Origin of the sequence: Gloeomargarita sp. SKYB120 (assembly GCA_025062155.1) — a bacterium.
Taxonomy (GTDB): Bacteria; Cyanobacteriota; Cyanobacteriia; order Gloeomargaritales; family Gloeomargaritaceae; genus Gloeomargarita.
Genome location: JANXAM010000029.1, coordinates 16,051 through 27,195, shown reverse-complemented (window position 1 = coordinate 27,195; position 11,145 = coordinate 16,051). Strand labels below are relative to the sequence as shown.

The following is an 11,145-nucleotide window of genomic DNA, read 5'->3' as shown; positions in this document are numbered from 1 at the left end:
ATAAACTGAAATCGCTTGGCAATCGCACTACACTATGAGTTGGGATAGTGCGCATGTCCACTACGACTGTTATTACGGCTGGCGCTGCGGTGTTGTTTGCCCTGTTGATCAAAGAAATTGCGCCGGCTGTTGCTACTTTTAATGAAGCCTTAAACTGCCTTTACCCCTAATTCATCCAGAGTCGCCAACACCTCCTGACTGTGAATCGCCGGATTGACCTTCACAAATCGCGCCCGGATGATGCCGTTGGGGTCAATGATAAATGTGTGACGCAAGGAAATAAACCCTAACCATGACCCGTAAGCCCGGCTCACCGCCCCATCCGTATCCGCCAGCAAGGGAAACTTGAGACCCTCTTTATCGCAAAACTGGCGATGGGAGTCCACCGAATCGGCGCTGACGCCCAAAATCTGTACTCCCCGTTTCTGGTACTCGGGCCAATCGGCTTGAAACCGGCGCGCCTCTAACGTGCAACCAGACGTGAAATCTTTGGGATAGAAATACAGCACGACCCACCGACCCCGGTAATCCGCCAGGGAAACCCGCCGGTTGTCCAAACTAGGCAAGGAAAAATCCGGCGCCGGTTGACCCACTTCCGGTAACGTGCCCCCCAGCGCCCAAGCTGGTTTGCCCCAGACCAAATAGCCCGCCAGTGAAATGGCCAATCCCCCTAGCAGCGTCCGCCGTTGCATCGGTGATACCTTGAAAATGACCGGTTTTATTGTAACGGATTTCCCCATGCGTGCTTGCCACCCCGACTGCGTTCTGGTCACGGCGTCCCAAATGCGCGCTATCGAAGAGACGCTTTTTCGGAATGGCTTGCCGGTGGCAGCGTTGATGGAAAAAGTGGTTATTAGGGTGGTCCAACGCCTGATGAGTTGGATTCCCAAAGGGCAAACCATCGGATTACTAGCGGGGCCAGGGCATAACGGTGCCGATACACTGGCGATTGGGCGGGAACTGTGGTTGCAAGGATACGCCGTCCGCATTTATCACCCGTTTGCCCAAGCCAAAGAACTTACACTCGCGCATAGAAATTACGCCCATTACCTGGGCATTCCTTTTGTGGAAACTGCGCAGGAATTAGCTAATTGCGATGTGTTAATTGACGGGTTATTTGGCTTTGGTTTGGAGAAAGATTTAACACCGGCGCTGGTGGAACTTATTCACACAGTGAATGCCTGGAAAAAAACTGTTATCAGTATTGATTTGCCGTCGGGACTGCATACGGATACGGGTCAACCACAGCCTATTGCCGTTCAAGCCACGTGTACCCTGTGTTTGGGGCTATGGAAAGTGGGTTTGTTCCTGGAAGCGGCGCAACCTTATGTGGGGCAATTGGAACGGATTGACCTAGACATTCCCCAGGCGACCGTAGCGACTGCGTTGGGCGATGCACCAACTGTGTACCGTTTAACGGCTCCAGCCATGCTCCAAGCGCTTCCCTTGCCCCGGCCCACAGTTACCCATAAGTACCATTGTGGTCATTTGCTGCTGGTGTGCGGGTCGCGAACGTATGCTGGTGCAGCGGTGCTGTCGGCTTTGGGAGCACGAGCCAGTGGCGTGGGCATGCTGAGCGTGGCGGTTCCCCAATCCTTGCAGTGGCTCATCACATCTCACACACCGGAAGCCTTGGTGATTCCCTGTCCGGAAACAGACGCTGGCGCCATTGCCGAATTGCCGGTGGAACTGGATAAGTATGACTTCATCGCGGTTGGCCCTGGTTTAACCCTTGCCGCCCAGCCTGTGGTCCAGCGCCTGTGGCAGTCGGATAAACCCCTGCTAGCGGATGCCGATGCCCTGAACCTGCTGGCGCCCTGGTCGCAAAACCGCGCAGCTTGGACGCTGATGACTCCCCACGCCGGCGAATTTCAGCGTTTATTCCCCGACCTTTCCCTCACCAACCGGCTCCAGGCGGCGCAAACGGCGGCTCAGATGGCCCAGGCGACGGTGGTGCTCAAGGGAGCCAAAACCTTGATAGCGCAGCCGGATGGAACAGTCGCCATTAACTCAGAAAGCACACCAGGACTGGCGCGGGGCGGGAGTGGCGATGTATTGACAGGATTACTAGGGGGATTGCTGGCCCAAGGGGTGAAACAACAGCGGGATTTATTTGCACTGGTGCAAGCCGGTGTCTGGTGGCACGCGCAGACGGGGGTGTGGTTGGCCCAGCGCGAGAGTGAATTGAGCGTGCATCCCCAGCAGTTGGCCCAGCACCTGGGAACCGTCTTGGGAAACCTGCTGCGCGATGGTGCGTAACCCCCATCTCACCCTGGTAACCGGCCCCAGTCGTTCCGGCAAAAGTCGCTGGGCGGAGCATCTGGCTGACCAATCCGGTTTACCCGTGCTGTACGTGGCGACCGCCGATGCTGATCCGAACGATGCAGAGTGGCAAGCCCGGATTCAAGCCCATCGCCAGCGCCGTCCCCCCCACTGGCAAACGCTGGAGCCGCCTGTGGATTTGGTCGCTCTGTGCGCGCAACCGCCGCCCCAGACCTGCTTGCTGGTGGATTCCCTGGGCACCTGGGTCGCCCAATTTTTGGAGATGCCGGATAGGGAGTGGCAATTCTTGCAAAGTCAATGGGTGAAAACGCTCATGGCGCTTACCAGTCCCGTGATTTTGGTGGCGGAAGAAGTGGGGTGGGGCGTTGTACCTGCTTACCCATCAGGGCGTTTGTTCCGCGACCGGCTAGGGGAACTGGTCCAAACAATCGGCGCGCAGGCGGGTCACGTCTATTTGGTCACCGGCGGTTGGGTGCTCAATCTCACGCAACTGGGGCAACCGCTCCCTAACTGGGATTATCGGGATTCTGCACCCCCCGCATGATCCGCGACAGCTCCGCTTTTTCGTCCACCGCCACCCGCGTCGGCGACCCGCTGATAATGCGCTCCAAATTGCGGAAAGAATCGCGAATATCAGGGCCTTTGTCAGTAATCACATACTCCCGAATCCCCTTGTCGTGCCACGACCCCCGCATTTTGAACACATTGATCGCCCGCGAAATCTCGCCCCGAATTTCCACATATTGCAGCAGCAGAATCGTGTCTGTGATGGTGGAGATGTGGGATTCGGTAATCGAATGCAACCCCAGAAACTGGTCAAGGGTATTGGTGAAAAAGCCCGTGATTTCCTGTTGCTTGGCAAACCCCGTCACCCCAATCACAAATTGCCGGAAGGCATTGTTGCTCACCCCTCGCGCCAAAGCAGATAGGGAGTCAATGGCAAAGCACGATGGCCGAAAACTAGAAATTTCCGAGCGGATGATTTGCAAATGGTCTTCCAAACCCGTGGATTCGGGATAGGCGCAAATGATCTTGAGCAATCCCTGGCGTTCAAACCGTTCAAAATCCACACCCCACGACGACGCATTGCGAGCCAGTTGCGCGCGAGATTCTTCATAGGCAAACAGCAACGCCCGCTCCCCCCGTTGACAAGCATGTTCCAAAAAGCGACTGACCAACAGGGTTTTGCCCGTACCAGTTGCGCCCGTGGCCAAGATAATCGAGTCTTTGAAAAAGCCGCCACCACACATCTCGTCCAACTTGGGAATCCCCGACGAGACCCGCACATTCGATGACCGTTGTGTCAGTTGCATGGCCCCCAGCGGGAAGATACTCAAGCCCTCATTGGTAATCGTAAACGGATATTCCCCCTTCATGTGGGTCGTGCCGCGCAACTTGAGAATTTCAATCGTGCGATGTCGCCGCTCCATCTCTAAAACATTGCGCAAAATCACCACGTTGTCAGAAATAAACTCTTCCACGCCAAAGCGAGCAATCGGACCATATTCATCAATTCGCTCGGTGGTCATGACCGTGGTGACTTGGAGCTTCTTCAAGCGGGACACCAGAATAAAAAGCTGGTTGCGGATCGTGGAAGCCCCATTGTTGGCGCTGTATTGTTGGAAAATGGCCGTCACGGAGTCAATTGAGACCCGCTTGGCTTTGAATTTTTCCACGGCGTATTCAATGCGAGCAATCAGCCCTGACAGGTCAAAATCGCCAATAATTTGTTGCCCTTCTGGTTCGGGCGATGCATCTAAAATAAACAGTTTGCCCTGGTCAATAAGCGCCTGAAGATTCCAACCAAAACTTAGTGCATTTTTGATGATGTCTTCTGGGGATTCTTCAAAGGTAACAAAAATGCCTGGTTCATCAAAGTGAATGATGCCGTTGTAGAGAAATTGCAGGGCAAAAATGGTTTTTCCTGTGCCCGACGTCCCACTGACAATTGTGCAGCGCCCCGCTGGCAATCCCCCATGACTGACCTCATCAAACCCTTCGATTAACGTCCGGATTTTTTGCACACCCACTGGGGTGGTCGTTCCGTCGGCCATAGTTATCCCGAGTTCTCTGATGTTTGTTCTTCTTCCACCAATTCATCATACAAGAGGTCTAAGCCAATCAAGACCTTTTCCCGGTCGGACAAGTCGCCGATGATCCGCCGCACCGGTGGGGGGAGAATCCGCGCGAGGGTGGGCGTCGCCAAAATCTTATCTTCTTCCGCTAGCCGGGGATTGGCCAAGATGTCAATCACTTTGAGCGTGTAAACCCCCTTAAATTCCGTCGCTAAAATGTCTCGCGTGGCTAAAGCCCGCACGGAGTTGGGCGTATTATCGGCGACGTAGAGCTTGAGAATATAGACTTTATTTGGTGCGACGATTCATGGGGGTTCTCCCGCAGGTGGCACCTCGTTCAGCGCTCGGCGGTACCGCTCGCACAGGTGGGCAATCACATCAATCAGGGTCAGCCGGTAATCCAACACCAACTCTTCGCTGCGCCCTTCTAATTTTAGCTGCTTAGTTAGCTCATCCATGAATTGCACATGAATCCCGAGAATTTCCGACACGGGCAAGTTAATCAGGTAGGCCAGGTGGGTAAACTCGGCGATCCGCTCGGGCAAGTGGGGGTCATCGCGAAAGTACAGGAGAATAATTTGGTGATAGAGCGACTGTAGCCGGTTGAGCCAGCGTTGCCGTTCTTCCTGGGAAAGACAACCCCAAAAGTGCTGGGGGTTCCGGCGAGGGGAAGGGTCGCCGCACACGGACGCAAAATCCATCGCTACCCACTAACACGCGGAACGGGGATCAGCCAGAACGAGGTGCGGTTTCAGCGTCTGCTCACTCGTCCGTTGGCCAATCCCTAAAAAATGTCCTTGTTCATCGTACACCCGCCACCAGGGAGATGCCTGCACCGTCACGTCCTGAGGTTGGCCATAGCACCACCGTTGGGCTTGGGTGCGGGTCAACGTGACTGCCGGTAGATGGTGGAGGTAATGGTCTAACGGGTCTAGTTGCCAGTCCCCGGCTTGGCAATGGGCGTGGCATTGCTCCAGCGTCAGGCTCCGAGCGATGTCCATACCGCCGCTGGCGGTGCGCTCCAGAGCGCTTAACGTCGCCGGGATGCCCAAGCGTTGCCCGATGTCCCGCGCCAGCGACCGAATGTACGTCCCGCTCCCGCAATGCACGTCTAGGGTTAACTCGGGGAAAGCCCCGCCTTGCCAATCTCGGACGGTTAGCTCATAGATTTCGACCGACCGCTCGGGCAAATCCACCGCCTGTCCTTGTCGCGCCAAGTCGTAGGCCCGTTGTCCTTGGATATGGATGGCGCTAAACGCTGGGGGTTTTTGGGCAATGACCCCAATGAATTCGGGTAACACCGCCTGGACGGTCGCCAGGGTCAAATCCGGCACCGGCTGCTGCGTCACCAGCTCACCTGCTAGGTCGTCGGTGGTCGTTTGCACCCCAAACCGCACCCGCGCCCGGTAGCGCTTGTCTGCTGGTAGAAACGTCAACAAGCGGGTCGCCCGTCCAACCGCAATCGGTAACACACCTGTCGCCAGCGGGTCGAGCGTCCCCCCATGACCAACGCGCCGCTCCCGCAACCAGCGCCGAATTTTGGTCACGCAGTCATGGGACGTTAAACCTGCTGGTTTGTACAGGTTGATAAACCCATCCATGCAGGGGTTGCGCGCGGTGAAAAGCCCTGGCATAAAAAGCAGAAAAGACACCGACGACTGGCCGTGTTTCGTCTCGGTGCCTTTCCTGGTTCGCTCCTCACACACACTGAGTTCACTATATCAGTAGGGTACGGGGTTTGTCACGGGGGAGATTGATAAGAATTTCTAAGGCAAAAAGGGCGAAAGGGCTACTGGCGTTCAGTTTGGCTAATTTCTCAGGGCCAACGCGCCCGCCGGCACCAGGTCTTCCAAGATAAACCGAATACCCCGAAAGCGCTGAATCACGGGGCTGCAATGCCATTCTTGACTGACAAAGTATTGCATTAGTTCCCCGGCGCGCCGACTGGCGGGAGTGTCTAAGAGTCCCAGGTAGTAACCGGCGCTGTGGTGGCTATCGGGGCGGGCCAGTTGGGGGAGTTGATGCAGGCGTTGGATGGTGCGCCAGACCTGGGTTTGCAAGACGTTCCAAAAGTCGGTGTAGCGCATGTTGCTAAAGGCTTCAGCCACCAAGTCGTGCCGGTCTTGGATGAGGATGGTCTGACCGCGCAACCCTGGCGGCAATTCTTCCAGCAAGATGACCGGGCCGTAGCCGAGGATGAAAATCTGCTCCTGCCAGCGGGTGTAGTCCCCAAAAAAGTGGGTGAGGATGTAGGTCGCCAGCGCGGTGATGATGAGTCCCTGGCTGTGGGCGGCCACCAGGATCGGGACGCCGGCGTGAATCCCCTGGGCCAGCTCGTAGGCCAAGCGCAAGGTTGCGCAGGAAGCTCCCGCCGGGTAATCGCCGTAGAAGTACTTGAGCCAATCGGGCCAGGTGAGTTGGTTGATAAAGGGTAGTTGTCGCAACAGTTCGCCGTCTAAAAGACCAGCGCCGGTGGCGGCTTGGGGGAGATAGTCCCGTAAATCCGCATCGGGCGGTAAATCCGGTTGGTTCAACAGGTGTTGCAACAGGCGGCTGTAATTGGCCAGGCGTTGCTCAGCGGCGGGGGTTGGCTGCTGGTATTGCCACAGTTCCGAGCGCCCCAGGATGCTCTCTAGGACGTCGCTCTGCCAATCGCTGCTGGCGTTGTGGACACCCCGTACATGGGCATCCGGCGCCATCCGTTGCAGGGCTTGGATATCCCGCTGTTGCTTGTCCGGGGTGGAGGTCACGCCGTTGATATGCAGGATAAGCCGGTTGCGACCTACGCTGGGGTGTAACTCAATCACTGCGCCGTCGCAGGGCATGACGCACCTACTGGTTCAACAGCCATTGCACCAGCAGGCGCACCCCAAACCCCGTCGCCCCTGGACCGCTATAGGTGTTGCCCTTTTCACTCCACACTGGGCCGGCCACGTCCAAATGCGCCCAGGGCGTCTTCTGCACAAATTGCTTCAAGAACAACGCGCCCGTAATCGAACCAGCACTGCGCCCCCCCGCATTTTTCATATCGGCAATCGGGGATTTCATGCTCTCAAAGTACTTGTCTTCCAGGGGCATCCGCCAGATTTTTTCACCCGTCGCGCTGGAGGCCTGGAGCAGTTCGTTAGCCAGGTCATCGCTGGTGCTCCACAGGCCGGCAATGTCGTCCCCCAGCGCCACGATACAGGCCCCCGTCAGCGTTGCCAAATCCACGATGGCATCCACGTCCAGCTTCTCGGCATAGACCAGGGCATCGGCCAAGGTGAGACGGCCTTCGGCGTCGGTGTTGTTGACTTCAATGGTCTTGCCGTTGCTAGCGGTGAGGATGTCCCCCGGATGCAGGGCATGGCCGTTGATCATGTTCTCTGTCGCGGCAATGATTCCGTGCACCTGCACCGGCGGCTGCAATTGCCCCAGGACTTTGAAACACCCCAGCACTGCCGCTGCCCCGGCCATGTCCATCTTCATGGTTTCGATGCCCCCCTGGGTTTTGAGATTCAGGCCGCCGGAGTCAAAGGTCAACCCCTTGCCGATGATTGCCAGGCGTTTCTTGGGCGTGACGGCGGGGGTGTAGGTGAGATGGATGAACTTGGGCGGGGTATCGGAACCCTGGGCGACCCCTAGAAAGGCCCCCATCCCCAACCGCTGGCAATCTTCGCGCTCCAGGATGGTGACATTAAACCCGTAGGTTTGCGCCAGGGACAGGGCCGTTTCCGCCAGGGTAGTTGGCGTGACCACACTCGCCGGCGCATTGACCAACTCCCGCGCCAGGATGACGCCGGAAACCACCTTTTGGGCCTGCTCAATGCCGGCTTGCCCGCCGGAAATGCTGAGAAATTCTACCCGTTCCAGCACGGGTGGCTTGTCTTCCGGGTCGGATTTGAAGCGGTTGTCCTGGTGCAGCGCCAACAAAATCCCTTCGGTCAAGGCGGCGGTCAGGGCATCCGCGGGCTGGTCGGTCGGTGGGACGTACAAACCCAACTGCCGGGCCTTGTGGGTTTTGGCGGCTTTGGCGCTGGCGGCGGCGGCTTGGCGATAGGGTTCTAGATAGCTGCCGTTGCGCTTGCCCAGTCCCACCAGAGCAAGTTTTTTCACGGGACTGCCAGCCCCGAGGCGCACCACCTGCGCATGACCAGGCTTGCCCTTGAATTCAGTCTCGTCCAGGAATTCCTGCAAGGCGTTCCCCAGCCGGTCGTTGAGGGCTGCGACATCCCCAGTCAGTGCCACCTCATCCTGCCAAAAGCCCACGCACAGCAAGTCACCCGTCCAATCCTGGGGCGCTGTGGTCACCGTCACAAATTCCATCGTTTTCCCATCCTGAGCGCACATTTTCCATTGTAGTCGCTGCACCCCTTAGGCCGAAGTCGTACTGCTTTTGCCTAACTCGATACAATTGTTAACAATTGCGTGCGACAGGAGGCGGGGTGTTCCACGGCGTCTGGGGACGGCTGTTTGGGTCGGCATTGCTGTTTTGGTCGGGGTTGACGTTACTCCTGCCGACGTTGCCGTTGTATTTGGCGGAGGTGGTGGGGGCCAGCGATGGGCAGATTGGTTGGGTGATCGGGGCGTTTGCCCTGGGGATGTTGCTGTTTCGGGAGCCGGTGGGACGGTGGACGGATAGCCAGGGGCGCAAACGGGGAATTCAATTGGGGTTGCTAGTGCTGGCGACGGCTCCCTGGGGCTATCTCTGCTGGCGGCAAATACCCGTGCTGTTTGTGCTGCGGGCCTATCACGGCTTGAGTGTGGCGGCTTTTGCCACGGCGTATCTGGCGTTGGTGACGGATTTGGCGCCGCCTGCGCAACGGGGACGGATTCTGGGGTATATGACGCTGGCGCAACCGGTGGGGGTGGCTTTGGGACCGGCGATTGGCGGCTACCTGGCGGAGCAGGGTCAGTATTCCCTACTGTTTGGGCTGTCGGCGCTGCTGGGAACCCTGAGTTGGGCGCTCTGTACTTGGGGGGTGCAGGAACCGCCCCGTCGTTTGTCTGAGCCAGTGCCGTCCTTGTCTTGGGGTCTCTTGCTCACGCCCCGTTTACGCACGCCGGCGCTGGTGTTTTTGCTGGTGGGCTTGTTGTTTGGCGGGTTGCAGATTTTTATTCCCCTGTTTATCAAGCGCCAGGGGTTGCCCTTGAATCCGGGGTTGTTTTACACGGCGGTGGCAGCGGCGAGTTTTTCGGTGCGGTTGCTGCTGGGGCGGGTGGCGGACCGCTGGGGCCGGGGCCGGTGGATTACGACCAGTTTGGGGTGCTATTGCCTGGCGATGCTGACGCTGGGGAGCCGACCAGGGGTGCCGGGACTCTTGCTGGCGGCTGTGTTGGAAGGGATGGGAGCGGGGTTGTTGATTCCGGGGATGGCGGCCCTGATTGCCGACCGTTCAACCCTGCATGAGCGCGGCCGGAGTTTTGGGCTGTGCTTGGGAGGCTTTGACCTGGGAATTGCCCTGGCGGGGCCGCTGGTGGGACGGGGACTCGAGGTGCTGGGGTTGCAAGGGGTGACAACAGTATCGTTTGGGATTGCCGTGACTGCCTTGACAGTGCATCTGTTGGGGATGGGAAAAAATCCCCGCGATTCCCTAGCGTTTGCGCTGGCCAATGGCCCCGATGCCTACCGCGTTTCTTAAACAGTCTTAATGCTTTGTGTGTTAATATCTTTACGAACCCGGCGCTTGGGGAGTCATGGGCAAGGTTCTGGTGCTGAATGCGTCCTATGAACCGTTGAACATTACCACCTGGAAACGGGCGGCGGTCTTGGTACTCAAGGGCAAGGCGGAGCAAGTTGAGCACAATGGCAAAGTCATTTACCCGAATTTCCCCTTGCCGACGGTGATCCGCCTGCGCCATTACGTGAATATTCCCCACAAGGAGATTCCCCTGACGCGCCGGAATGTGTTGCACCGGGACGGTCACACCTGTCAGTACTGTGGCTATACGGGCGATGATTTGACGCTAGACCACGTCATTCCCAAATCGCGGGGGGGCGATGACTCCTGGGAGAATATCGTCACGGCCTGTGTGCGCTGCAATATCAAAAAGGGCAATCGCACGCCGGAGGAAGCCCGGTTAACCCTGCGACAGCGCCCCCGTCGGCCCCACAGCAGTCTGTACTTTGAGGTCAGCAAGCACCTGCGGGGCGGTTCCAACCAGGAATGGCGCAAGTATGTCATCGGGCTGTGAGTGGCAACTGACGGCGGAACAATTGCAAGAGCGCTATCGCCAGGGGGAACGGCATTTCCGGCGGGTGGACTTAAACCGGGTGGATTTGCACGGACTGGCACTGCCGGGGATTGTCCTAGAACGGGCTAATCTCTACCGCGCCGACTTGTTTGAGGCGGATTTGACGGAGGCCAATCTCACGGGGGCAATTCTCTGTCGCTGTAACCTGGTGCGGGCACGACTCAACCGGGCGGCGCTGCGGGAAGCAGACTTGATTTTTGCCAATCTGGGGGAAGCGCAACTGCAGGGAGCAGATTTGCAAGGGGCCTACTTGCGGGGGGTGGATGCGCTCAAGGCCCAGATGCAGGGGTGTTCTTTGGCCCACAGCAATCTCACAGAAGCCAATCTCCACTCCGCGAACCTGGCGGGAGCGGACTTGACGGGCGCATTTCTGGTGGTGGCGATTTTGCGGGGGGTGAATTTGACGGGAGCCAATCTCGCCGGCGCGAACCTGGCGGGGGCCAGTATGCGGGGGGCCAATCTGACGGGCGCGAATTTGACCGGCGCGGTGATGCCCGATGGGACGGTGCATCCCTAGGGCGTGATACCCTGGAGACAAACGCAGGGGAACGAA

At 57.9% G+C, this 11,145-nt stretch carries 12 protein-coding genes; 5 read left to right on the top strand and 7 right to left on the bottom strand.

The features are described 5' to 3' along the window. Window positions 1–149 precede the first annotated feature (149 nt). On the bottom strand, window positions 150–692 hold the full coding sequence (locus NZ705_10030; protein ID MCS7293288.1) for a peroxiredoxin: 543 nt from the start codon (window positions 690–692) through the stop codon (window positions 150–152). A 46-nt stretch (window positions 693–738) separates the two neighbouring features. On the opposite strand from NZ705_10030, the gene NZ705_10025 reads away from it, so the two are divergent. Beyond that, window positions 739–2,259, top strand: a complete 1,521-nt coding sequence (locus NZ705_10025) for an NAD(P)H-hydrate dehydratase (GenBank protein ID MCS7293287.1) — start codon at window positions 739–741, stop codon at window positions 2,257–2,259. Then, complete coding sequence (gene cobU, locus NZ705_10020) at window positions 2,249–2,827, top strand: bifunctional adenosylcobinamide kinase/adenosylcobinamide-phosphate guanylyltransferase (protein ID MCS7293286.1); 579 nt, start codon at window positions 2,249–2,251, stop codon at window positions 2,825–2,827. The genes NZ705_10025 and cobU overlap by 11 nt, the downstream gene beginning before the upstream one ends. Here cobU and kaiC read toward each other — a convergent pair. The 6 genes from kaiC to NZ705_09990 form a co-directional block, all read right to left on the bottom strand. After that, window positions 2,790–4,337 carry a circadian clock protein KaiC gene (gene kaiC, locus NZ705_10015; protein MCS7293285.1) on the bottom strand — a complete coding sequence of 516 codons (1,548 nt, stop codon included), beginning with the start codon at window positions 4,335–4,337 and terminating at the stop codon, window positions 2,790–2,792. The two genes, cobU and kaiC, sit on opposite strands and share 38 nt — an antisense overlap. Window positions 4,338–4,339: 2 nt before the next feature. Then, window positions 4,340–4,663 (bottom strand): circadian clock protein KaiB, encoded by a 324-nt coding sequence (kaiB, locus tag NZ705_10010; GenBank protein MCS7293284.1) that lies wholly within the window; start codon window positions 4,661–4,663, stop codon window positions 4,340–4,342. After that, complete coding sequence (locus NZ705_10005) at window positions 4,664–5,059, bottom strand: circadian clock protein KaiA (protein MCS7293283.1); 396 nt, start codon at window positions 5,057–5,059, stop codon at window positions 4,664–4,666. It lies immediately after the preceding gene. Window positions 5,060–5,068: 9 nt separating this feature from the next. Then, a complete protein-coding gene (truB, locus tag NZ705_10000; GenBank protein MCS7293282.1) occupies window positions 5,069–5,959 on the bottom strand; it encodes a tRNA pseudouridine(55) synthase TruB in 891 nt (296 codons plus the stop codon). A gap of 207 nt (window positions 5,960–6,166) precedes the next feature. Then, on the bottom strand, window positions 6,167–7,183 hold the full coding sequence (locus tag NZ705_09995) for a hypothetical protein (protein ID MCS7293281.1): 1,017 nt from the start codon (window positions 7,181–7,183) through the stop codon (window positions 6,167–6,169). Between the two features lie 7 nt (window positions 7,184–7,190). Continuing rightward, complete coding sequence (locus NZ705_09990; GenBank protein ID MCS7293280.1) at window positions 7,191–8,663, bottom strand: leucyl aminopeptidase; 1,473 nt, start codon at window positions 8,661–8,663, stop codon at window positions 7,191–7,193. Between the two features lie 98 nt (window positions 8,664–8,761). On the opposite strand from NZ705_09990, the gene NZ705_09985 reads away from it, so the two are divergent. The 3 genes from NZ705_09985 to NZ705_09975 are packed head-to-tail and all read left to right on the top strand — an operon-like array spanning window position 8,762 to window position 11,109. Beyond that, entirely contained in the window at window positions 8,762–9,979 is a 1,218-nt protein-coding gene (locus NZ705_09985) for an MFS transporter (GenBank protein MCS7293279.1), read from the top strand. A gap of 55 nt (window positions 9,980–10,034) precedes the next feature. After that, entirely contained in the window at window positions 10,035–10,532 is a 498-nt protein-coding gene (locus tag NZ705_09980) for an HNH endonuclease (GenBank protein MCS7293278.1), read from the top strand. Beyond that, entirely contained in the window at window positions 10,516–11,109 is a 594-nt protein-coding gene (locus NZ705_09975) for a pentapeptide repeat-containing protein (GenBank protein ID MCS7293277.1), read from the top strand. Before NZ705_09980 ends, NZ705_09975 begins: the two co-directional genes overlap by 17 nt. Window positions 11,110–11,145 lie beyond the last annotated feature (36 nt).